General features: G+C 65.9%; 18 protein-coding genes. 7 read left to right on the top strand and 11 right to left on the bottom strand.

Annotated features, from left to right (window positions below):
- Positions 1–112 precede the first annotated feature (112 nt).
- The 4 genes from argJ to YH64_RS26880 all read left to right on the top strand — a co-directional run bounded on the left by argJ (position 113) and on the right by YH64_RS26880 (position 3,974).
- A complete protein-coding gene (gene argJ, locus YH64_RS26895) occupies positions 113–1,339 on the top strand; it encodes a bifunctional glutamate N-acetyltransferase/amino-acid acetyltransferase ArgJ (protein WP_046807388.1) in 1,227 nt (408 codons plus the stop codon).
- Positions 1,340–1,345: 6 nt separating this feature from the next.
- Positions 1,346–2,212, top strand: a complete 867-nt coding sequence (locus YH64_RS26890; protein WP_006217204.1) for an ATP-binding protein — start codon at positions 1,346–1,348, stop codon at positions 2,210–2,212.
- Positions 2,205–3,167 (top strand): Nudix family hydrolase, encoded by a 963-nt coding sequence (locus tag YH64_RS26885; protein WP_046807387.1) that lies wholly within the window; start codon positions 2,205–2,207, stop codon positions 3,165–3,167. The genes YH64_RS26890 and YH64_RS26885 overlap by 8 nt, the downstream gene beginning before the upstream one ends.
- A gap of 141 nt (positions 3,168–3,308) precedes the next feature.
- Positions 3,309–3,974, top strand: a complete 666-nt coding sequence (locus YH64_RS26880; protein WP_046807386.1) for a TetR/AcrR family transcriptional regulator — start codon at positions 3,309–3,311, stop codon at positions 3,972–3,974.
- Between the two features lie 12 nt (positions 3,975–3,986).
- Here the strand turns inward: YH64_RS26880 and YH64_RS26875 are convergent, their stop codons facing one another.
- The 7 genes from YH64_RS26875 to YH64_RS26845 all read right to left on the bottom strand — a co-directional run bounded on the left by YH64_RS26875 (position 3,987) and on the right by YH64_RS26845 (position 15,457).
- Positions 3,987–5,501: an efflux transporter outer membrane subunit gene (locus YH64_RS26875; RefSeq protein WP_046807385.1), complete on the bottom strand. Its 1,515-nt coding sequence runs from the start codon at positions 5,499–5,501 to the stop codon at positions 3,987–3,989.
- Positions 5,498–8,611, bottom strand: a complete 3,114-nt coding sequence (locus YH64_RS26870) for a multidrug efflux RND transporter permease subunit (RefSeq protein WP_046807384.1) — start codon at positions 8,609–8,611, stop codon at positions 5,498–5,500. The genes YH64_RS26875 and YH64_RS26870 overlap by 4 nt, the downstream gene beginning before the upstream one ends.
- Entirely contained in the window at positions 8,608–11,706 is a 3,099-nt protein-coding gene (locus tag YH64_RS26865) for an MdtB/MuxB family multidrug efflux RND transporter permease subunit (RefSeq protein WP_046807383.1), read from the bottom strand. Before YH64_RS26865 ends, YH64_RS26870 begins: the two co-directional genes overlap by 4 nt.
- A gap of 12 nt (positions 11,707–11,718) precedes the next feature.
- Complete coding sequence (locus YH64_RS26860; RefSeq protein WP_046807382.1) at positions 11,719–12,993, bottom strand: MdtA/MuxA family multidrug efflux RND transporter periplasmic adaptor subunit; 1,275 nt, start codon at positions 12,991–12,993, stop codon at positions 11,719–11,721.
- Between the two features lie 137 nt (positions 12,994–13,130).
- Entirely contained in the window at positions 13,131–13,883 is a 753-nt protein-coding gene (gene zapD, locus YH64_RS26855) for a cell division protein ZapD (RefSeq protein WP_046807381.1), read from the bottom strand.
- A 69-nt stretch (positions 13,884–13,952) separates the two neighbouring features.
- Positions 13,953–14,570, bottom strand: coding sequence for a dephospho-CoA kinase (gene coaE / locus YH64_RS26850; protein ID WP_046807380.1), 618 nt, complete (start codon positions 14,568–14,570; stop codon positions 13,953–13,955).
- Between the two features lie 23 nt (positions 14,571–14,593).
- Positions 14,594–15,457 (bottom strand): A24 family peptidase, encoded by an 864-nt coding sequence (locus tag YH64_RS26845; RefSeq protein WP_046807379.1) that lies wholly within the window; start codon positions 15,455–15,457, stop codon positions 14,594–14,596.
- Positions 15,458–15,662: 205 nt separating this feature from the next.
- On the opposite strand from YH64_RS26845, the gene YH64_RS26840 reads away from it, so the two are divergent.
- Positions 15,663–16,430 carry a copper resistance protein NlpE N-terminal domain-containing protein gene (locus YH64_RS26840; protein ID WP_046807378.1) on the top strand — a complete coding sequence of 256 codons (768 nt, stop codon included), beginning with the start codon at positions 15,663–15,665 and terminating at the stop codon, positions 16,428–16,430.
- A gap of 86 nt (positions 16,431–16,516) precedes the next feature.
- Here YH64_RS26840 and YH64_RS30680 read toward each other — a convergent pair whose 3' ends face one another.
- From YH64_RS30680 to YH64_RS26820, 4 genes are all read right to left on the bottom strand, one after another.
- Positions 16,517–17,095 (bottom strand): response regulator transcription factor, encoded by a 579-nt coding sequence (locus YH64_RS30680; protein ID WP_304503190.1) that lies wholly within the window; start codon positions 17,093–17,095, stop codon positions 16,517–16,519.
- Positions 17,096–17,223: 128 nt separating this feature from the next.
- On the bottom strand, positions 17,224–18,078 hold the full coding sequence (panC, locus tag YH64_RS26830; RefSeq protein WP_046807377.1) for a pantoate--beta-alanine ligase: 855 nt from the start codon (positions 18,076–18,078) through the stop codon (positions 17,224–17,226).
- A gap of 36 nt (positions 18,079–18,114) precedes the next feature.
- Positions 18,115–19,005 (bottom strand): ScpA family protein, encoded by an 891-nt coding sequence (locus tag YH64_RS26825; RefSeq protein WP_046807376.1) that lies wholly within the window; start codon positions 19,003–19,005, stop codon positions 18,115–18,117.
- 17 nt (positions 19,006–19,022) lie between these two features.
- On the bottom strand, positions 19,023–19,211 hold the full coding sequence (locus YH64_RS26820) for a DUF3460 family protein (protein WP_046807375.1): 189 nt from the start codon (positions 19,209–19,211) through the stop codon (positions 19,023–19,025).
- Between the two features lie 171 nt (positions 19,212–19,382).
- On the opposite strand from YH64_RS26820, the gene YH64_RS26815 reads away from it, so the two are divergent.
- Both YH64_RS26815 and glpK read left to right on the top strand, forming a co-directional pair.
- Complete coding sequence (locus YH64_RS26815; protein ID WP_370512782.1) at positions 19,383–20,765, top strand: DHA2 family efflux MFS transporter permease subunit; 1,383 nt, start codon at positions 19,383–19,385, stop codon at positions 20,763–20,765.
- On the top strand, positions 20,752–22,263 hold a 1,512-nt coding region (glpK, locus tag YH64_RS26810; protein ID WP_143215556.1), incomplete at its 3' end, for a glycerol kinase GlpK. The genes YH64_RS26815 and glpK, both read left to right, overlap by 14 nt.

Raw genomic sequence — 22,263 nt, 5'->3', positions numbered from 1 at the left:
GGCCGCCGCCTGACAAACCCCTGCCGCAAACCGGTGGGATAATACGAAGCTTTCCCCCCGCGCGCCGCCTTACCGGCGGCGATTTTGTCCTGCCTACTCAAGAGACGAAGTCATGGCCGTTAATTTGCAGATCCCCTCCGAGTCCGAAATTTTTCCTGTAGCCGGTGTTGAAATCGGCGTCACCGAGGCCGGCATCCGCAAAGCCAACCGACGTGACCTGACCGTGTTCCGCCTGGCCGAAGGCACCAGCGTGGCGGGCGTGTTCACCCGCAACCGCTTCTGCGCCGCCCCGGTGCAGGTCTGCCAGGCCCACCTGGCCGCCGGCGGCCCCATCAGCGCGCTGGTCATCAACACCGGCAACGCCAACGCCGGCACGGGCGAAGAAGGCTTGAAGAAAGCGCAGGACACCTGCGAAGCGCTGGGCAAGCTGCTGGGCGTGCCCGCCGCCGAAGTCCTGCCGTTCTCCACCGGCGTCATCCTTGAGCCCCTGCCGCTGGACCGCCTGGTCGCCGGCCTGCCGGGCGCCATCGCCAACCTGGGCGCCGACCATTGGTCCAGCGCCGCGCACGGCATCATGACGACCGACACGCTGCCCAAAATCTCGTCGGCCAAGGTGCTGATCGACGGCAAAACCGTCACTTTCACCGGCATCAGCAAGGGCGCGGGCATGATCCGCCCGAACATGGCGACCATGCTCAGCTTCCTGGCCACCGATGCCGGCATTGCCCAGCCGCTGCTGCGCAAGCTGGCCGGTGAAATCGCCGACGCTTCGTTCAACCGCATCACGGTTGACGGCGACACGTCCACCAACGATTCCTTCATCATCGCCGCCACCGGCAAATCGGGCGTGAACGTCAACAGCGAATCGGACGCCGCCTACGCCGCCGTGCGCGACGCGCTGACCGCCGCCGCGCTGGAGCTGGCCACCAAGATCGTGCGTGACGCCGAAGGCGCCACCAAGTTCATGACCATCCGCGTCGAAGAGGCCGGCACCACCGAAGAAGCGCTGAAGGTGGCTTACGCCGTGGCGCATTCGCCGCTGGTCAAGACCGCGTTCTTCGCGTCGGACCCCAACCTGGGCCGCATCCTGGCGGCCGTGGGCTACGCCGGTATCGACGACCTGGACGTGTCCAACATCCGCCTGTGGCTGGACGATGTGCTGGTGGCCAAGAACGGCGGCCGCAACCCCGACTACCAGGAAGCCGATGGCCAGCGCGTGATGAAGCAGGCCGAAATCCTGGTGCGCATCGCGCTGGGTCGGGGCCAGGTGTCTGACACCGTCTACACCTGCGACTTCTCGCACGAATACGTGTCCATCAACGCCGACTACCGTTCGTGATCGGCCATGAGCGCTAGCGAGTTCACCACCCTGATCCAGCGCGCCGAGCGCGTGTTGGCGCAGCTTGAGGCCTTTCTGCCGCCGGCCACGCCCGAGATCGACTGGAGCGCGCACGCGTTCCGTTGGCGCAAGCGCGGCTCGCGCGGTTGGCTCGATGCGGTGCGCCACGTGGCGCGCATCGACATGCAAGACCTTCAGCACATCGAGCGCCAGAAGGCCACCATCGACCGCAACACGCAGCAGTTTCTGGCGAACAAGCCGGCCAATAACGTGCTGATGACCGGCGCGCGTGGCACCGGTAAGAGCTCGCTGGTCAAGGCGATGCTGGCGGCGTACGGCGACCAGGGCCTGCGCCTGATCGAAGTGGACAAGTCCGACCTGGGCGACCTGGCCGACATCGTCGAACTGGTCGCGCCGCGCCCCGAACGCTTCATCGTCTTCTGCGACGACCTGTCGTTTGAAGAAGGCGAGCCCGGCTACAAGGCGTTGAAGTCGGTGCTGGACGGCTCGGTGTCGGCCTCGGGCGACAACGTGCTGATCTACGCCACGTCCAACCGGCGTCATCTGATGCCCGAATACATGAGCGAGAACCTTCAGGCCAAGCATCAGCCCGATGGCGAAATCCACCCCGGCGAAACCGTCGAGGAAAAGATCTCGCTGTCGGAACGCTTCGGCCTGTGGCTGTCGTTCTATCCGTTCAAGCAGGATGACTACCTGGACATCGTCTACCACTGGCTGCGCGAGCTGGGCTGCCCGGAGGCGCACATCGAGCCCTCGCGCACCGAGGCGCTGCAATGGACGATTGAACGCGGATCGCGTTCGGGCCGCGTGGCCTATCAGTTCGCGCGCGATTGGGCGGCCCGCCATGTCTGAAAAGATCGTTGACGTTGCAGCGGGCCTGATCCTGCGTCCCGACGGCATGCTGCTCTTGGGCCAGCGGCCCGAGGGCAAGCCCTGGTCGGGCTGGTGGGAGCTGCCGGGCGGCAAGCTGGAACCCGGCGAAACGGTGCTGCAAGCGCTGGCCCGCGAATTGCAGGAAGAGCTGGGCATCCGCGTGACGCAGTCGCGCCCGTGGGTGACCTATGTGCATGTCTACCCCCACACCACGGTGCGCCTGGCGTTCTGCCACGTCACCGCCTGGGAAGGCGAACCGCAAGGGCTGGAAAACCAGCGCCTGGAATGGGTGGACCCGGCCAACGCGGCATCGGTCGGCGACTTGCTGCCCGCCACGCTGCCGCCGCTGCGCTGGCTGCAACTGCCCACCACTTATGGCATCAGCTCGATCGGCTCGCGTGCGGGCGTGGCCGCGTTCCTGGGCCGGCTGGACGCAGCGCTTGCGCGTGGCGTGAAGCTCGTGCAACTGCGTGAACCGCAATGGCCCGATGGCGCCGGTGCGGCATCGCTGCATGAAGTTTTTCAGCAAGTGATCAAGCGCTGCCGCGCCGCCGGCGCGCGTGTGCTGGTCAACAGCGCGCACCCCGCCGCATGGTGGAAAGAAGCCGACGGCGTACACCTGCGCACTGCGGATGCCGCCCGCTTGCACGCACGGCCCGAATTGCCGGCCGGCGCGCTGGTTGGCGTGTCCGCGCACGACAACGCGCAAGTCGTCCACGCCCGTGAAATCGGCGCCGACTTTGCCGTGCTGGGTCCCGTGCTGGACACGCCCAGCCACCCTGGCGCCGCGACGCTCGGCTGGGAAGGCTTTGTGGCGGGTAATCGCGACGCGGGCATACCCGTATTCGCGCTGGGCGGCCAGTCCACCGCCACCGTGTCGCACGCACTACGTCATGGTGCGCACGGCATCGCGGGTATACGTGGCGTGATCTAACTACCCTGCGCGGCCGGAAGTCTGGCAAGATGTAAGTCTTATCGGCCCCGCCGCCGGCTCGTCCGGCGCCGCTCCGGTCCTGATAGCCGGGTGCCCCGCGTGGCGGGCCACGACAGCTCTCTCGTCATGAAGGAACCTGTCATGTCCCGCCGTGCGAATACCGAGCGCCAAATACTCCAAGCCCTTGAAGCCCAGATCCTGGAAACAGGCATGGGCGGAGTCGGCATCAACGCCATCGCCAAGCGCGCAGGCGTCAGCAAAGAACTCATCTACCGCTACTTTGGCGGCATGTCGGGCCTGCTGCTGGCGTGGATGAAAGAACAAGATTTCTGGACACGCAACCCCGGCTTGTTGGATGCGGAGGAATCCAGCCAGCGCACGCCGGCTGATCTGATTCTGGCGATGCTGCGCGCGCAGATTGAAACGCTATCAGGCAATGAAACCTTGCGCGAAGTGCGGCGCTGGGAACTGATCGAACAGAACGACGTCACCGCAACGCTTGCCGAACGCCGCGAAAATGCCGCGCGCGGATTCATCGAGCGCGTTGACGAACTTGCGCCTGATGTAGACGTGCCCGCCGTAGCGGGCGTGATACTGGCCGGGGCGGTCTACCTGACATTGCGCGCCAAAACCGCCACGCACTTTTTAGGCTTGCCGCTGCATGAGCCTGAAGGCTGGGCGCGCATCGACAAAGCGCTGGAATACCTGGTCGCGCACAGCTTTCCGGATGAGCTCAATGCCGAAGCGTTATCGACATTGGAAGCGCGCCGCCAAAGCAGCGCGGCGTCCGGCGAACCCGTCGTGTGAACGGCTGCGCGCTCAGTTCACGGGGGCCGTCGTCGAAGCGGGCGCTGGCGCCGCGTCGGCCTTCTGCACCGCTGGCAGGCCATCCCACCCCCCACCCAACGCCACAATCAAATTCACGCTGGCCACCAGGCGCGTGCCCAACAGGCTTAGCGCATTGCGCTCGCTGTTAAGCGCGGTGGCGTCCACCACCGCCACGCTCAGATAGTCCACCAGGCCGGCCTTGTACTGGTTCTGGATCAGGCGCAACGACTCGCGCGCGGACTCCAGCGCGCGGCGTTGCACGGTCTGTTCGTTTTCCATGACGCGCAGCTGGATCAGATAGTCCTCGACTTCGCGCAGGCCCACCAACGCCGCTTGGCGATAGGCCGCCGCTTGCGAGTCGTAGGCGGCGCGCGCCTGTTCGACTTGTGCGGCGCGCGCGCCGCCATCGAACAGGGTCAGCGCCAACGCCGGGCCCAACGACCAGAAGCGCGCGGGCGCCGTCAGCAGGTCGGCGAACTGGCCGTTGCGAAAGCCGCCGTCGGCCGACAGGATCAGCGAGGGGAACCACGCGGCCTCGGCCACGCCGATCTGCGCATTGGCCGCGGCCGCGCGACGTTCGGCGGCGGCGATGTCCGGCCGCCGCTCAAGCAGTTCGGACGGCAGCCCCACCGGAATCTGCGGCAGCTGCAAGGCAAATACCGCCGGCGGCAGGCTGAACTGCGACGGGGCCTGCCCCATCAACACGGCGATGGCGTGCTCGTACTGGCCGCGCTGCCAGTCCAGGTCAATCGACTGGGCGCGCGTGCTTTCCACCTGCGTGCGCGCCACGGCGATGTCGGCCTGCCCCGCCACGCCCACTTCATAACGGTTCTGCGTCAGTTGCAGCGACTTTTCATACGCCGCCACGGTAGCGTCCAGCAAACGTTTCTGTTCGTCCAGCACGCGCAGTTGCAGATAGGTCTGCACCAGCGCCGCCTGCGCGCTCAGGCGCGTGGCGGCCAAGTCGGCCAGGCTGGCCGCCGCGCTGGCCTCGGACGATTCCGTGCTGCGGCGCACGCGTCCCCACACGTCCAGTTCCCAGCTGACGCTACCCGTCACGGAATACTGGTTCGACACATTGCTGCCATTGCCTGACGACGATGACGAGCCCGTGCCGACGCCCGCGCGCGACATGCCGGCGCTGGCGCCCACGGTGGGATAGAAGCCCGCGCGCGCGGCGCGCACCAGGCCCAGCGCTTGACGGTAATTGGCCTCGGCCTGGGCAATGGTCTGGTTCGACGTGTTCAAGCGCTCGACCAGCGTATTGAGCGTCTCGTCGCCATACACCTGCCACCACTTGCCACGGTCGGCCACGTCACGCGGTTCCGCCCGCTTCCAGCCGTCTACCTGCTCTTGCCCCTGCCCTTCCTTGTAGGACGCGCCCACATCCAGCGCGGGGCGTTGGTAATCAGGGCCGACCGCGCACGCGCCAAGCAGCGCGCACAGCGCCAGCGTGACGGCGCTGCGGGGTAGGAAGGATGCGGCAAACGGCTTGGGTCGGATCATGTAGGTTCTATGGAAGCAGGGGCGTCATTTCGCCGGGCGCGCCAGCGCGATGCCCACAGGCGAAAACGGTCCAGGTAAAGATAGACCACGGGGGTGGTGTACAGCGTCAGGATCTGGCTGAGGACCAGGCCGCCCACGATGGTGATGCCCAGCGGCTGGCGCATCTCGACGCCCGCGCCGGTTGCCAGCACCAGCGGCAGCGCGCCGAAGATGGCGGCCATGGTCGTCATCATGATGGGGCGAAAGCGCGTCACGCACGCCTGGAAGATCGCTTCACGCGGCGCCATGCCCTGCACGCGCTGCGCTTCCAGCGCAAAGTCCACCATCATGATGGCGTTCTTTTTCACGATGCCGATCAACAAGAACACGCCGATCAGCGCAATCAGCGTGAAGTCCTGCCGCACCAGCAGCAGCGCCAGCAGCGCGCCCAGCCCGGCGGACGGCAAGGTGGACAGGATCGTCAGCGGATGCACGAAGCTCTCGTACAAAATGCCCAGCACGATGTACATCGTGACCAGCGCCGCCAGGATCAGCCACGGCTGCTGCGCCAGCGTTTGCTGCAAAGCGGCGGCGGTGCCCTGGAAGCCCGCCTGGATCTGGTCCGACGGCAGGCCGATGCGCGCCACGGCCGCATCGATGGCGGCGGTGGCCTGGCCCAGCGACACGCCGGGCGCCAGGCTGAACGACACCGTGTCCGCCACGAACAAACCCTGGTGCTGCACACTGAGTGGCGCGTTGCCGTTTTCCAGGCTTGCAAACGCCAGCAGCGGCACGCGCGCGCCGGTCGACGTGATGACTTCCACCTGCTTGAGCGATTCAATGTCTTCGGCAAACCTGGGCTCCAGCCCCAGCACCACGTGGTACTGATTCAGCGGCCCGTACATCACCGACACCTGCCGCTGGCTGAACGAATTGTTCAGCACCGTGGATATCGTGGACATGCTGACGCCCAGCCGCGTTGCGGCCTCGCGGTCGATCACCAGGTTGATCTGGCGGCCCTTGTCCTCGACATCGGTATCCACGTCGGTGATTTCAGGAATCTTCGCCATCGCCTGCTGCACCTTGGGCATCCAGGTGCGCAGCAATTGCAGGTCGCCCGACATCAGCGTGTAGTCGTACGAGCCCTGGCTCTGACGCCCACCGATGCGGATGTCCTGCTGCGACACCAGGAACATGCGCGCGCCCGGCATGTTTTGCAGTTTGCCGCGCAGCCGGTTGATGACCACATCGGCCGACACCTTGCGCTCTTCCAGCGGCTTGAGCTGGATCTGCATGAAGCTGCTGTTGCTGCCGCCGCGCCCGCCGGCGTACCCCGTCATGCTTTGCACCGCCGGGTCCGCCAGCACCACCTTGCGCAGCGCGTCCAGCTTGGGAACGGTGGCCTGGAACGAGGTGCCCTGGTCGACCCGGAAAAAGCCCAGCAGCTGGCCCGTATCCTGTTGTGGGAAAAAGCCCTTGGGCACCGCCATGTACAGGTACACGTTCAGGCCCACGGCCACGGCCAGCGTCAGCATCATCAGGCGCCCATGCGCCAGCGCCCAGCGCAGGCTGCGGCGATAGCCGTCCAGCATGGCTTCAAAGCCGCGTTCGGACCAGCGCGCGAGCCGTCCGGGCGGCTTGGCGTCCTTGGGCTCGGGACGCAACAGCCGCGCACACATCATGGGCGTCAACGTCAACGACACCACCAGCGACACCATGATGGCGGCCGACAGCGTGACGGCGAATTCGCGGAACAGCCGCCCCACCACGCCGCCCATCAGCAGGATGGGGATGAACACCGCCACCAGCGACAGGCTCATGGACAGCACCGTGAAGCCCACTTCGCGCGACCCGCGCAGCGCCGCCCGCATGGGCGACATGCCGTTCTCGACATGCCGCATGATGTTTTCCAGCACCACGATGGCGTCGTCCACCACAAAGCCGGTAGCCACGATCAGCGCCATCAGCGAAATGGTGTTCAGCGTGAAGCCGCACATATACATGATGCAGAACGTGCCGATCAGCGATACCGGCACGGCCACGCTGGGGATGATGGCCGCGCGCCAGCGGCGCAGGAACAGCAGCACCACCAGCACCACCAACCCCACGGCGATGATCAGCGTGAGTTCGGCCTCGTGCAGCGACGCGCGGATGCTGGGCGTGCGGTCTTGCGCGACCGTCATGTTCACGTCGGCCGGCATCAGCGCCTGCAACACGGGCAGCTGCGCGCGCACGGCGTTCACGGCTTCGATGATGTTGGCGTCGGCCTGCCGACGCACGATCATCAGGATGGCCTTGCGGTCGTTGTAGAAGCCGGTCTGGTACAGGTCTTCGACGGAATCCTCGACCTTGGCCACATCCGACACGCGCACCGGCGCGCCGTCTTTCCAGGCCACGATCAGCGGCCGATATTGCTCGGCGCGGCTGAGCTGGTCGCTGACCATGATCTGCCAGTGGTAGCGGTCGTTTTCCAGCACGCCCTTGGGCCGGTTCGAGTTGGCGTTGGCCAGCGTGCTGCGCAGCTGGTCCAGCGACACGCCGCGATTGGCCAGCGCGCCGGGCAGCACCGTGACGCGCACGGCCGGCAGCGAACTGCCGCCCACGGTGACTTCGCCCACGCCGTCCACCTGCGCCAGCTTCTGCGCCACGATGGTGGAGGCGATGTCGTACAGCTGGCCCTGGCCCAGCGTGTCGGACGTCAGCGCCAAGGTCATGATGGGCGCGTCCGACGGGTTGGACTTGTGATACGTGGGATTGCTGCGCAAGCCGGAAGGCAGCAACGAACGCGCCGCGTTGATGGCAGCCTGCACGTCGCGCGCCGCGCCGTTGATATCGCGCGACAAATCAAATTGCAGCGTCACGCGGGTAGACCCCTGCGAGCTGCTGGACGTCATTTCAGTCACGCCCGCGATGCTGCCCAGCGACCGCTCAAGCGGCGTGGCCACGCTGGATGCCATGGTCTCGGGGCTGGCGCCCGGCAGGCTGGCCGACACCGAAATCGTGGGGATATCCACCTGCGGCAAGGGCGCCACCGGCAACAGGAAAAACGCCAGCAGCCCCGCCATCACAACCGCCACGCTAAGCAACGTGGTCGCTACCGGCCGGACGATGAAGGGCGCCGACATGATCATGACGCGTCCCCGGCGGCGGGCGCGCGCACGCCACGCCAGCGGCGCGACAGGCGGTCGAACATCAAATAGATGACGGGCGTGGTGAACAGCGTCAGCACCTGGCTGAGCAGCAGGCCGCCCACCATCACCAGGCCCAGCGGCTGGCGCAATTCCGCGCCGGTGCCCGAAGACAGCATCAGCGGCAAGGCGCCGAACAGGGCGGCAAGCGTGGTCATCAAGATGGGCCGGAAGCGCAGCAGCGCGGCTTCATGGATGGCCGCGCGCGGGCTCAGGCCGCGCTTGCGCTCGGCGTCCAGCGCGAAGTCGATCATCATGATGGCGTTCTTTTTCACGATGCCGATGAGCAGGATGATGCCAATGATGCCGATCATGTCCAGCTCGGTGCCGCTGATCAACAGCGCCAGCAAGGCGCCCACGCCGGCGGACGGCAGGGTCGACAGGATGGTAATGGGGTGGATGTAGCTTTCGTACAGCACGCCCAGCACGATGTACATGGTGACGACGGCGGCCAGGATCAGCCACAACGTGCTGGTCAGCGAATTCTGGAACGCCAGCGCGGCGCCCTGGAAGCGGGTCTCGACCCCGGCGGGCATGCCGATCTCGGCTTCGGCGGCGGTGATGGCTTCGACCGCGTTGGACAAGGACGCGCCCGGCGCCAGGTTGAACGACACCGTGACCATCGGGAACTGGTCCAGCCGGTTCACGGCAAGCACCGTACGCCCTTCGGTGATGTGCGCCACGGACGACAGCGGCACCTGCGTGCCCGCGGCCGTGGGCACATGGATCTGCCCCAGCGCGGACGGGTTCATCTGGAACTGTGGCTGCACTTCCAGCACCACGCGGTACTGGTTCGATTGCGTGAAGATCGTGGAGATCAGGCGCTGGCCGAAGGCGTCGTACAGCGCTTCGTCGATGACGGCGGCGGTAATGCCCAGGCGCGAGGCCGCATCGCGGTCGATCTCGACCCAGGTCTGCAAGCCGTCGTCCTGCAAGTCATCCGTTACGTCCTTCAGGCCCGGCACCTGGCGCAGCCGGTCCACCAGCTTGGGCGTCCATTCGCTCAGTACCTTCAGGTCGGGGTTGGACAGCGTCATCTGATATTGCGTGCGGCTGACGCGGTCTTCGATGGTCAGGTCCTGCACGGGCTGCATGTAGACGGTCAGGCCGTCCTGCTTGCCCAGCGATTCCTGCAAGCGCGCCATCACCGTGCGCAAATCGCCGCTGCGCTCGGCTTGCGGCTTTAGGGAAATCTGCATGCGGCCGGCGCTAAGCGTGGCGTTGCTGCCGTCGACACCGATGAACGAGGACACGGCCTGCACGTCCGGATCTTGCAGCACCAGCCGCGCGGCGGCCTGCTGGCGTTCGGCCATGGCCGGAAACGAAATGGATTGCGGCGCCTGCGTGATGGCCTGGATCAGCCCGGTGTCCTGCTGCGGGAAAAAGCCCTTGGGCACCACCATGTACAGCACCACAGTCAGCGCGAACGTGCCCAGCGCCACCAGCAAGGTCAGCGGCTGATGGCGCAGCACCACTTGCAGCATCCGGTCATAGCCGGCGATGACGCGGTCAATGAAGTTGCCGGTGGCGGTGTGAAAACGCCCGTGCTTCTGTTCGGATTCCGCGCGCAGCAAGCGTGCGCACATCATCGGCGTCAGGGTCAGCGACACCACCAGTGAAATCAGGATGGACACCGCCAGCGTGATGGCGAATTCGCGGAACAGCCGGCCCACGACTTCGGTCATGAACAGCAGCGGAATCAGCACGGCGATCAGCGAGAACGTCAGCGAGATCAGCGTGAACCCGATCTGCGAGGCCCCCTTGAGCGCCGCCTGCATCGGCGTTTCGCCTTCTTCGATGTGGCGCGCGATGTTCTCGATCATGACGATGGCGTCGTCCACCACGAAGCCGGTGGCGATCGTCAGCGCCATCAGCGTCAGGTTGTTGATGGAGAACCCGGCCAGGTACATGATGCCGAACGTGCCCACCAGCGACAGCGGCACCACGACGCTGGGGATCAGCGTGGCGGTCAGGCTGCGCAGGAACACGAAGGTCACCATCACCACCAGCCCCACGGCCAGCAGCATTTCAAACTTCACGTCTTCGACGGAATCGCGGATGGTCTGCGTGCGGTCGGACACCACGGTGACATCCAGCGTGGCCGGCAGCGCGGCGCGCAGCTGCGGCAACAGTGTCTGGATGCGGTTGACCACGTCGATCACATTGGCGCCGGGCTGGCGCTGGATGTTCAACAGGATGGCGGGCTTGTCGCCGGCCCATGCGGCCTGGCGCGTGTCTTCGGCGCCTTCGACCGCGCGCGCCACGTCGGACAGGCGCAGCGGCGCGTTGTTCTTGTAGGCGATGATCAGGTCGTTGTAGTCGGTGGGCGACTTCAGCTGGTCATTGGCGTTGATGGTGGTGGAACGCAGCGGGCCGTCCAGGTTGCCCTTGGGCTGATTGACGTTGGCGCCCACGATGGCGGTGCGCAGGTCGGACATGGCCAGGCCGTTGGCGGCCAGCGCCTGCGGATTGACCTGCACGCGCACGGCCGGGCGCTGCCCGCCCGCCACGCTGACCAGGCCCACGCCGGGAATCTGCGACAGCTTCTGCGCCACCCGCGTGTCGACCAGGTCGCGCACCTGCGGCAAGGGCATGGTGGGCGATGTGATCGCCAGCGTCAGCACGGCGGCATCGGCGGGGTTGACCTTGTTGTACGTGGGCGGCACCGGCAGGTCGCTGGGCAGCAGGTTGGATGCCGCGTTGATGGCGGCCTGCACCTGCTGCTCGGCCACGTCCAGTGGCAAGGTCAGGTTGAACTGCATGGTGATGACCGACGCGCCGCCCGAACTGGTGGACGACATCTGGTTCAAGCCCGGCATCTGCCCAAACTGCCGTTCCAGCGGGGACGTGACCAGCGAGGTCATCACGTCGGGGCTGGCCCCGGGGTACAGCGTCACCACCTGGATCGTCGGGTAGTCCACCTCGGGCAGCGCCGACACGGGCAACATGCGGTAGGCGATGAAGCCGGCAATCAGGATGGCCACCATCGCCAGCGTGGTGGCGACGGGGCGCAGGATGAACAGACGCGACGGACTCACGATGCGCTCGGCTTATTTGGACGGCGGCGTGGTGCCGGCAGGGGCGCCCGCGCCCAGCGTCTTGTCGCGGGTGGCGGGAATGACTTCGGCGCCGCCCACGATTTCAACCTTGGCCCCGGCGCGCAGGCGGTCGGTGCCTTCGGTGACGACGCGGTCGCCCGGTTGCAGCCCTTCGTTCACGGCGACCATGCCGTTGTTGATGGCGCCCAGCTTGACCTGGCGCACGGCGATGGTGTTGTCCGGCTGCACCAGGAACACAAAGGCGCCGGCCGAGCCTTGCTGGATGGCGGCGGTGGGGACGGCGGTGACGTCCTTGCGCGTCAGCACGTGCAGGCGCACGTTGACGAACTGGTTCGGGAACAGCGCGTCGTCCGCGTTTTCAAACCTGGCCTTCAGTTTCAAGGTGCCGGTGGTGACGTCGATCTGGTTGTCCAGCGTTTCCAGCACGCCGGTGGCGATACGGCGCGTGTCGGCGCGGTCGTACGCGTCAACGGCCAAGGTTCGGCCGGCCGCGATTTCGCCACGCACTTCGGGCAGCTGGGTTTCCGGCAGCGTGAAGACGACGGAGATGGGCTGGGTCTGGGTAATGACAACCAGCCCATTGGTATCGGAGCTGGACACCAGATTGCCCCGGTCCACCTGGCGCAGGCCCAGCCGGCCGCTGATGGGCGCGGTGATGCGGGCGTAATCCAGCTGCAACTTGGCGTTGTCCACGTTGGCCTGGTCGCTTTTGACGGTGCCTTCGTATTGGCGCACCAGCGCGGCCTGGGTGTCGACCTGCTGCTTGGCGATGGAGTCCTGCTTGAACAGGGCTTGATAGCGTTGCAGGTCGCGCCGCGCGTTTTCAAGCTGGGCCAGATTCTGCATCTGCGTGCCGCGCGCCTGGTCCAGCGCCACCTGGAAGGCGCGCGGGTCGACTTGCGCCAGCACATCGCCGGCCTTCACTTGCTGGCCTTCCTGGAATTTCACGTCGACCAGTTCGCCGCTGACGCGGCTGCGCACCGTGACCGTGTTGTACGCGGTGACGGTGCCCAGGGACTTCAGGTAGATGTCGATGTCCTGCTTGGTGGCGGTGGCGATGCGCACCGGGACGGGCAGATTGGCCATCGCGGCCGCGGGGGGCCGGCCGCCGCCCGGGCCTCGCGCGCCGGCCGGACCGCCCTGCTTGGCAGCGGGCCGCAGCACCAGCCAGGAAATACCGGCAACCACCAGCAGCAACACGACCAAGCCGCCAATGCGGCGGCGGGTCCAGCGGGACGGTGGGGAAACAGGACGACTTTCGGACATGGAAACGGTTCCGGCACTAATGCAGAAAGCCGTATTGTCTACTAGTCGGGTTCCGTTTCGCGCATCGCGGGCGCCAGTTGAAACTGGCCGCAACAAGAATCAGCCTTGCAGCGGCCGTGGGCGGGCAAGGCAGCAGCCTACGAGCTGCACAACGTCATCTGGAAGGCGACGTCGCGGGCCACCTGCTGGGGCTTGAATTCGCCGTCTTGCGTGGAAAAACGTATCCAGATCATGTACTTATTGGCACTGATCTCGGGAAACACGCCTTGCTCGGGGTCGACCCACACGCGCAGCAGATGAAACTGCTTGCCGCCCAGCATCTGCTGGTAGGCGCCCTGCTCGGCCACGATGTCGGTCTTGCGGCCGGACTCGCGCAGCAGCCGCAACGCCATCGTCAGCCCGTCGTACAGGGCAAGAAACGGTGAGATCCAGGCCTGAAGGTCCGCAAGGCGGGCGGCTTCGGATTTGTTCTGCCAGGCAAAGTAGGACGGCATGTCGACCTGCGTGGCGCTGCCCGGCACGGACAAGCGACCACGCAGGCTGGTCAACCATTCGTTTTCGCGCAGCGACTGGCCGGTTTTGCCGGGCGCGGCCAATGCCGTGGCCACTTTTTCCAGTTCGCGCAGCATGGCTTCCAGCGCATCCTGCGCCACGCCGGGGTGATCGCGCAGACCCACCAGCGCCATGCGCTGGCGTTCAAGGTCTTGCAGCACGGCGCCTTTCACGTCCGTGCGTTCGCAGGCGTCAAGCAAATCGAAAAGAGAAGTAACGGCAACCTGATGTTGGCGTGAATCCCCTGCCTGAGCAAAGAAGAACAACCTGTCGAACAGGTATTCCAATCGCAGGTAGGCGCGGATGCGCTCATTGAAGGGGTATTCGTAAACAATCACGCTTTTTTACAGGCCCATCAGTGGTCAGCCAGCCGGCCGGGATGTGAAAGGGTGCCGGCCCGCTTGCGCTTACCGGCCCTGGGTGGTCGCCAGCGCAAGCCAGCGGTCATGCAAGGTCTTTGCCTGCGCGCGCAATTGCTCGGGTGTTGTGGCGCCGTCGTTGATGATGACGTCGTCAGCGGACTCCAGGCGGACTTGCCGCGCAGCCTGTGCCGCCATAATACGCCTGATGGCGGGCTGCGTCAGCCCGCTGCGAGCCTGCACGCGAGCCACCTGTGTGTCGGGGTCGCAGTCCACCACGCAGATGCGGTCAACGCGCCCGCGCCACCGCTGTAAGGACTCCACCAAAAGCGGCACCACAAAGACCAGATACGATCCGGTCGCGGCCGCCGCCTGGCGCCGTGTTTCTTCGGAGATGATGGGATGCAGCACGGCTTCAAGCCGCTGCCGCACGGCGGGGTCGGCGAAGGCGCGCTCGCGCATCCAGTCGCGGTTCAGCGCACCGTCCGGGGTCAACGCATCGGCGCCGAACTCGGTCGCGATGGCGGGCATGGCCGCGCCATTCGCGGCGGTCAGCGCGCGCGCGATTTCATCGGTGTCGACCAGCGTTGCGCCCCAGTCCGCCAGCATGTCGGCCACGCGGGACTTGCCCGACCCGATGCCACCCGTCAGCCCAATCTTGAACATGATGCCTATCCTTTCCCGCCGGCTCACGCCTGGCGCATCAACAACCACAAGCCCTCGTCGCCACCCAACAGCAACATCACGATACCGGCCAATGCCAGGTAGGGTCCGAAAGGCAGCGGCTGCCCCCGGCCCGCGCGACCGCTGAGCGTGAGCGCGCCGCCGATCAACACGCCCACCAACGAGGCCGCCAGCAACAGCATCGGCAGCGACTCGGCGCCAAACCAGGCGCCCAGCGCGGCCAGCAATTTGAAGTCGCCATAGCCCATGCCTTCGCGCCCGGTCAGCAGCCGGAACAGATGGAAGATAACCCACAGGAACACATAGCCGGCCACCGCGCCGATCACCGCCAGCGGCAACGTGGTGAAGGTGCCGAACAGGTTGACGAGCAGGCCGGCCCAGACCAGCGGCTGCGTCAGCACATCAGGCAGCAGCGTGGTTTCAAAATCGATCCAGCCCAAGGCGATCAGCATGGCCGACAAGCCCATGGCGCACAAGGCGACGGGCGTGGCGCCGTAGCGCCAGGCGCAGGCGGCGAACACCAGGCAGGTCAGCAATTCAATGGCGGGGTAGCGCCACGCAATCACGGCATCGCACTCGGCGCAGCGGCCCCGCAGCAAGAGCCAGCCCAACACCGGCAGCCGCCTCCAGCCACGCACCGGCGCGTTGCAGGCAGGGCAATGCGATGCCGGATGGAACAGACCGTCGGGGCTGTCGGGCCGCGCCCGGCCCACCGCGTCCAGGCATTGCGCCTGCCATTCGCGTTCCATCATGCGAGGCAGCCGATAGGTCAGCACGGTCAGCCAATTGCCGACGAACAAGCCCGCCAACGCGGCCAGCGCAATGAAGGCGCCCAAGGGAATATCGAAAGCGTGTCGCAGCACGTTCATGCCCGCCCGCGACGAAGGCGCGCGCCAGACCCAGCGCCAGATCCCGCGACCCGTCCGTCGGCCAAAAGGCCGACAGCAAAACGGCGGCCGTGTCGTTTATTGTGCATAAAGTGCTGACTACACCCAAGAGTGGCTAAGGGAACGTATCGAATCTTCGCATAAGTGCGTAAAATCGGAGACAGACTCAATTCACGGATAAGCTGCCATGACCGCCCGCGTCGACATCGTTACCCGATCCCGCAAACTCAGCGTCATGGGGCTGCTGCTGGCCGGTACCGCACTAGGTGCGGCAGGCTGCGCCCAGCAAAAAACCGAAGGCTATTACGACCCCCCGGCTGAAAGCACGGTGACCGATGCCCAGTACCAGGGATCGGGCGCCGGCTACCGCAGCGTCATCCGCGCGCCGTCGCAAGTGCAAATCGCCCTGAAGCCCGACGCCCGCAAACCCCAGAACCAAGCCGCGCAAGCCGCTGCCGGTGGCCAGACCACGGAAGACGGCCAGCCCGTTCCGGAAGGCGCCGACAACAGCGCCGCCGTTGCCGCTTCCACGCCCGCCCCGGCTGCCCCGCCCAATGCCGCGGCCCACAGCCTGGTGCCACAGCCGCAGACCTACATGGGCACGTTGCCGTGTTTCTCGCCCGCCATGCAATGCACGGCGCAGCGCGTGACGTTGACCCTGGCGCCCAACGGCCGTTGGCGTGGCCGCACGGCCTACCTGGAAAACGACCCGAACAAGGGCCCCGCCGTAACCGAACAGGGTTGCTGGGACGCCACCGACGAACGCCCGCCGCGCGTCATCATGATGGACGGCAACGGTAACGTCCGCGCCGAGTTCGTGGTGGCCGCCAACAACGTGCTACGCGTGCGTTCGATCGCCGGCCAAACGCCCAACTTGAACTACAACCTGACCCGCCAGCCGGATCTGGACCCGATCGACGAGTTGGCCAAGGCCGCGGCGCCCAAGTGCCCGTAACGCCGGCATAACGCAACAACCCGATCCCGCCGGGCCCGCCGAACACCTTGTTCGCGGGCCCGGCGTTTTTTTGGGCCCAGCGCCGCCTAATCATGATTGTCCGCAGGGTCATCCGTCGGGTCGTCCGTCGGGTCATCAGATGCTGTGGGATCGACTCCATATCCCAGCGGCGGTTCGTGCAGCGTCGTGCTGGACGCCATTGGGGGGAACATGGCGGCGGAATAAATCCCGGGGATGATCGGCTGCGAGACGATGGGCAAATTTGCGTCGGCGGGCAGCGTGGGAGAGCCAGTCATCGGCCTGCCTCCAGCCATACCCAGCGCGGGCCGTGAACCCGTGGCCGCGCCCCGCTCAGCACCCCGCTCAGCACCCACCCCGGCACCCCGCTCGGCAGCCAACGCCGCATCCACTGCCGCGGCTTCAAGAATGGGCGACGCCCCGGAACGGCCGTGCGCGCACAGGCGGCAGGCCAGCTCCATGGCGTTGCGGGTATGTAGTTTGGCGAAGATGCGGGCGCGATGGGCTTCCGCCGTGCGCAGCGAAATACCCAGGTCGATGGCGATCACTTTGTTCGGCCTGCCGGCCGCCACATAGTCGACGATCTGCCTTTCTCGGGGCGTCAAGGCGACAAGCGCTGCATCAAGGTCGGGACGGGGAACACGCATGGGGCGACTCGTTTTTTGCAATGTAGGATTACAAGAAGTCTGCCCTCCCCCTAATAACGGCGAAAGCTAGCAATTCTGTCAGGGGTCGGGATGCCGCAATCTGCGGCCCCTACCCTGTTCATGCGGGATCAGGCCGTGTAGGCCAATTCCAGGTTGTCGATCAGACGCGTCGCGCCCAGCTTCGCGGCGGCCAGCACCACGACCGGCTCGCCGGCCTGCAAGTCGGCAGCCTCGGGGCGCTTCAGATCGCGCTGGCGGCGCAGGGCCACGTAATCGACCTTCCAGCCGCGCCGGGTCAGCTCGTCAATGGCGTCGCGCTCCAGGGCTTCGGCATTGCGCTCGCCCTGCGTCAGACGCTGGCCGATCTTCTGCAAGCCCGCATACAGCGCGGGCGCTTCGGCGCGTTCTTCCGGAGTCAGGTAGCGGTTGCGCGAGGACAGCGCCAGGCCGTCATCCGCGCGCACCGTTTCATGGGCCAGCACCTCGACCGGCAGCTGAAACTGGCGGCACATATTGCGCACGACCATCAGCTGTTGGTAGTCCTTCTTGCCGAAGACGGCCACGCGCGGCTGCACGCACGAGAACAGCTTGAGCACCACCGTGCTGACGCCCTCGAAGAAGCCCGGACGGAACTCGCCTTCCAGGATGTCGCCCAGATCGTCCGGCGGCTGCACACGGTAGTTCTGCGGCTCGGGATACATCTCGCGCTCATTCGGCGCGAACAGCACGTAGACGTCGCGCGCCTGCTCCAGCTTTTCAATATCAGCCGCCAGCGTGCGCGGGTATTGGTCGAAGTCCTCGTTCGGACCGAATTGCAGCCGGTTCACGAAGATGCTGGCGACGACGGGGTCGCCATGCTGGCGGGCCAGCTTCATCAGCGACAGGTGGCCTTCGTGCAGATTGCCCATCGTGGGCACGAACGACACGCGGTTCTGGCCGCGCAGGTGATCGCGCAATTCCTGGATGGTGTGTACGACTTTCAAGGGAACTCTCCGGGGTTGGGGGCAGCCCGGTCAGGATCAGGCCGCGACCGCCGCCACGCTGGTATAAGCCAGGCGGACATAGATGGGCGCATAAGGCTCGGCCTGCGTGATTTCCAGCAGGGATTCGCGAGCCAGTTCCAGCATGGCGATGAAATGCACGACGACGACAGCCGCCGGCGCGCCTTCGCGGACGCGCTCCATGAACAGGTCGCCAAATTCCATGAAGCGCACATCGTTCAGGCGCCGCAGGATATGCGTCATGTGGTCGCGCACCGACAGCTGTTCACGCGTGATGTGGTGGTGCTGGTTCAGCTTGGCCCGCTTCATGATGTCGGCCCAGGCCAGGCGCAGATCGTCCACGCTGACCTCGGGCATCATGCGTTCAACGCTAAGGTCGGCCACGGCCTGGCTGCTGACAAAATCGCGGCCCAGTTGCGGCAGCTTGTCCAGCTTTTGCGCGGCCAGCTTCATCTGCTCGTATTCAAGCAGGCGACGCACGAGTTCGGCGCGCGGGTCTTCGGGCTCTTCGCCGGTGTCGGTCTTCTTGACCGGCAGCAGCATGCGCGACTTGATCTCGATCAGCATGGCCGCCATCAGCAGATATTCGGCGGCCAGCTCTAGATTGGTGATGCGGATCTGGTCCACATAAGACAGGTACTGCCGCGTGACATCCGCCATCGGGATGTCCAGAACGTTGAAGTTCTGCTTGCGGATCAGGTACAGCAACAGGTCCAGCGGCCCTTCGAACGCCTCAAGAAACACCTCCAGCGCGTCCGGCGGAATGTACAGATCCGTCGGCATCTGAAACAGCGGCTCGCCGTACAGGCGCGCGAACGCCACGCTGTCGACGGTGTCTGGCGTGCTGTCCACAGGCGGTTCCACTAGCTTGGCCAGTGCCTCGCCAGGGACTGAAGGGTTACGGGACATGTCTGCCGCAACGGGAATCAGTCTGCCGAATACACGTACGGTTTTTGCGGCACGCGGGCCGCGCGGAAGCCTTCGAGCAGTTCCGGATCTTGCGGTTTGTCCCAAAGACGGGCGCGGCCTTCACGCTGGCGTTCTTCCGTGCCAGGGTGCGACTGCTTGAAGTCTTTCAGGAAAAGAGTGATCTCGGATTCGTAGTTGGTCGCCATGACGCCAATTTCAGTAGGTTGCAGATCCGACGAGTTTACTTCACGCCGGGCCAATTCCCCGGCGTTACAATCGTCAGGCACCCAACGCCCCCCTCCGCCATGTCAGCCGAATCCGTCGCCGCAGCCAATCCCGCACCCCCCTCAACCCCGGATGCGGTGCGCGCAGCGCGCATGATTCCCTTCATTGTCGGCTGCGCGCTGTTCATGCAGATGCTGGACGCCACCGTGGTGGCTACCGCCCTGCCCGCCATGGCCCGCGCCTTGGGCTCCACCCCCGTGCGGCTGAACGTGGCCATTACGTCCTACCTGCTCTCGGTGGCCGTGTTCGTGCCCGTCAGCGGCTGGGCGGCCGACCGCTACGGCGCGCGCCGCGTATTTGTGGCCGCCATCGGGCTGTTCACGCTGAGTTCCGTTGCCTGCGCCCTGTCGCAGGACCTGCCCCAGCTGGTCGTGGCCCGCATCGTCCAGGGGATGGCCGGCGCCATGATGGTGCCCGTGGGTCGCATCATCCTGCTGCGTACCGTGCCCAAGCAAGACCTGCTCAAGGCCATGTCATTCCTGTCCATCCCGGCCCTGCTGGGTCCGGTGATCGGCCCGCCGCTGGGCGGCTTCATGGTCACCTATATGTCGTGGCACTGGATTTTTCTGATCAACATCCCCATCGGCGTGCTGGGTATTGCGCTGGTGCTGCGCTATGTATCTGAAATCAAGGAAGCATCCGCCCCGCGGCTGGACTGGCTGGGCTTTCTGCTCAGCGCGGTGTGCCTGGCCGCGCTGGTCAGCGGCTTTGAAGCCATCGGCCGCGACATCATGCCGCTGCCCATGTTGCTGGGCCTGATCGCCGTGGGCGCCGCATGCGGTTTTCTGTACGCCTGGCACGCCCGGCGCATCGACCACCCCATCATCGACCTGTCCTTGATGCGGATTCCCACCTTTGCCATCTCGACGCTGGGCGGCAACCTGTGCCGCTTTGCGGTGGGCGCCACCCCCTTCCTGCTGGCCATGCTGCTGCAAGTGGGCTTTGGCCTGACCCCGTTTTCTGCCGGCCTCATCACCTTTGCCAGCGCCGCCGGCGCCCTGCTGATGAAATTCGTGGCCACGCCCATCGTCCGCCACTTCGGTTTCCGGCGCGTGCTGACCGTGAACGCCCTGTTGACCGGCGTGTTCATCATGGTCTGCGCCACCTTCACGCCCACCACGCCGGTGTGGCTGATGATCGCCATTTTGCTTGTCGGCGGCTTCTTCCGGTCGCTGCAATTTACCGGGGTAAATACGCTAACCTATGCCGACATCCCGCCGTCCCAGATGAGCCGCGCCAGCAGCTTTGCCGCCATGGCGCAGCAACTGGGCATCAGCCTGGGCGTGGGCGTGGCCGCGGTGACGCTGAACGTCAGCATGACGTTGCGCGGCGCCGAAACGCTGGCGATCAGCGACGTCGTCGCCGGCTTTATCGTCATCGGGCTGATGTGCATGGTCTCGACCCTTTCCTTTAGACGCCTCGATCCGCAAGCCGGGGCACACCTGAACGGCGCCAAAAAAAGTGACGACGAATGAATTTGTCCTAGCCCTGGACCAGGGCACGACCAGCTCCCGAGCCATCGTGTTCGACCGCGAATGCGTGGTCCGCGGTGTCGGCCAGCGTGAATTCCGCCAGCACTACCCCCGGCCCGGCTGGGTTGAACACGACGCCAACGAAATTTGGCACAGCCAACTGGACGTGGCCCGCGAGGCCCTGCGCAACGCCGGCGCCACCGCCGCCGACGTGGCCGCCATCGGCATCACCAACCAGCGCGAAACCACGCTGATCTGGGAACGCGCCACCGGCCGCCCGCTGGCCCGCGCCATCGTCTGGCAAGACCGCCGCACTGCCCCGCTGTGCGACCAGTTGCGCCGCGACGGCCACGCCGACTTCCTGCAATCGCGCACCGGCCTCGTCGTGGACGCCTACTTCTCCGGCACCAAGCTTGCCTGGCTGCTGGACCACGTGCCCGGCGCCCGCAAGATGGCCGAACGCGGCGAACTGGCATTCGGCACCGTCGACACCTGGCTGATCTGGCAACTGACAGGCGGCGCCGTCCACAGCACCGATTGCAGCAACGCGTCGCGCACCATGCTGTTCGACCTGCACACGCAAGACTGGAACGACGACATCCTGGCCTTGCTGAACATCCCGCGCAGCGTGCTGCCCAAGATCGCGCCCAGCAGCGCCGTCGTGGGCGACGCCCTGCCCGAATGGCTGGGCGGTTCGATCCCCATTGCGGGCGTAGCCGGCGACCAGCAGGCCGCCACCTTCGGCCAGGCCTGCTTCACGCCCGGCATGGCAAAGAACACCTACGGCACCGGCTGCTTCATGCTGATGAACGTCGGCGACCAACCGGTGCAATCCAAGAACCACCTGCTGTCCACCGTGGGCTGGGGCCTGCCCCAAGCCGACGCCGGCAAGTGGAAGCCCACCTACATGCTGGAAGGCGGCGTGTTCGTCGCCGGCGCCGCCGTCCAATGGCTGCGCGACGGCCTGGGCATCATCCAGCGTTCCGAAGAAATCGAATCCCTGGCCGCCAGCGTCTCCGACACCGACGACGTCTTCATGGTGCCCGCTTTCGCCGGCCTGGGCGCCCCCCACTGGGACCCTTACGCCCGTGGCACCCTGGTCGGCCTGACCCGCGGCACCACCCGCGCCCACATCGCCCGCGCCACACTGGAATCCATCGCCCTGCAAAGCGCTGAATTGCTGACCTGCATGAACGGCGACAGCGGCATCGCGCTGACCGAACTGCGCGTAGACGGCGGCGCCGCCCGCAACGACCTGCTGATGCAAATGCAAGCCGACCTGCTAGGCGTCCCCGTCGTCCGCCCCCGCGTGCCCGAATCCACCGCCCTGGGCGCCGCCGGCCTGGCGGGCCTGGCGGTAGGCTTCTGGAGCAACCTGGAAGAGTTCGCCTCCAAATGGCAGGCCGAACGCACCTTCACCCCCACCTGGCCCCAAGCCGTACGCGACGCCAGAATGAAACGCTGGCGCCAAGCCGTAGACCTCTCCAAAGGTTGGAGCGCG

It is taken from the genome of Achromobacter sp. LC458, from assembly GCF_001005835.2.
GTDB classification, from domain to species: Bacteria; Pseudomonadota; Gammaproteobacteria; order Burkholderiales; family Burkholderiaceae_B; genus Achromobacter; species Achromobacter spanius_B.
The sequence above is the reverse complement of the archived record's forward strand: the minus strand, read 5'-3'. Positions and strand labels throughout refer to the sequence as shown.

Coding starts and splice junctions, on each gene's coding strand:
- YH64_RS26890 (WP_006217204.1), top strand. CDS start 1,346: ATGAGCGCTAGCGAGTTCACCACCCTGATCCAGCGCGCCGAGCGCGTG.
- argJ (WP_046807388.1), top strand. CDS start 113: ATGGCCGTTAATTTGCAGATCCCCTCCGAGTCCGAAATTTTTCCTGTA.
- YH64_RS26815 (WP_370512782.1), top strand. CDS start 19,383: ATGATTCCCTTCATTGTCGGCTGCGCGCTGTTCATGCAGATGCTGGAC.
- YH64_RS26885 (WP_046807387.1), top strand. CDS start 2,205: ATGTCTGAAAAGATCGTTGACGTTGCAGCGGGCCTGATCCTGCGTCCC.
- YH64_RS26880 (WP_046807386.1), top strand. CDS start 3,309: ATGTCCCGCCGTGCGAATACCGAGCGCCAAATACTCCAAGCCCTTGAA.
- YH64_RS26840 (WP_046807378.1), top strand. CDS start 15,663: ATGACCGCCCGCGTCGACATCGTTACCCGATCCCGCAAACTCAGCGTC.
- YH64_RS26845 (WP_046807379.1), bottom strand. CDS start 15,457: ATGAACGTGCTGCGACACGCTTTCGATATTCCCTTGGGCGCCTTCATT.
- YH64_RS26870 (WP_046807384.1), bottom strand. CDS start 8,611: ATGATCATGTCGGCGCCCTTCATCGTCCGGCCGGTAGCGACCACGTTG.
- YH64_RS26825 (WP_046807376.1), bottom strand. CDS start 19,005: ATGTCCCGTAACCCTTCAGTCCCTGGCGAGGCACTGGCCAAGCTAGTG.
- YH64_RS26860 (WP_046807382.1), bottom strand. CDS start 12,993: ATGTCCGAAAGTCGTCCTGTTTCCCCACCGTCCCGCTGGACCCGCCGC.
- YH64_RS26875 (WP_046807385.1), bottom strand. CDS start 5,501: ATGATCCGACCCAAGCCGTTTGCCGCATCCTTCCTACCCCGCAGCGCC.
- YH64_RS26820 (WP_046807375.1), bottom strand. CDS start 19,211: ATGGCGACCAACTACGAATCCGAGATCACTCTTTTCCTGAAAGACTTC.
- YH64_RS30680 (WP_304503190.1), bottom strand. CDS start 17,095: ATGCGTGTTCCCCGTCCCGACCTTGATGCAGCGCTTGTCGCCTTGACG.
- coaE (WP_046807380.1), bottom strand. CDS start 14,570: ATGTTCAAGATTGGGCTGACGGGTGGCATCGGGTCGGGCAAGTCCCGC.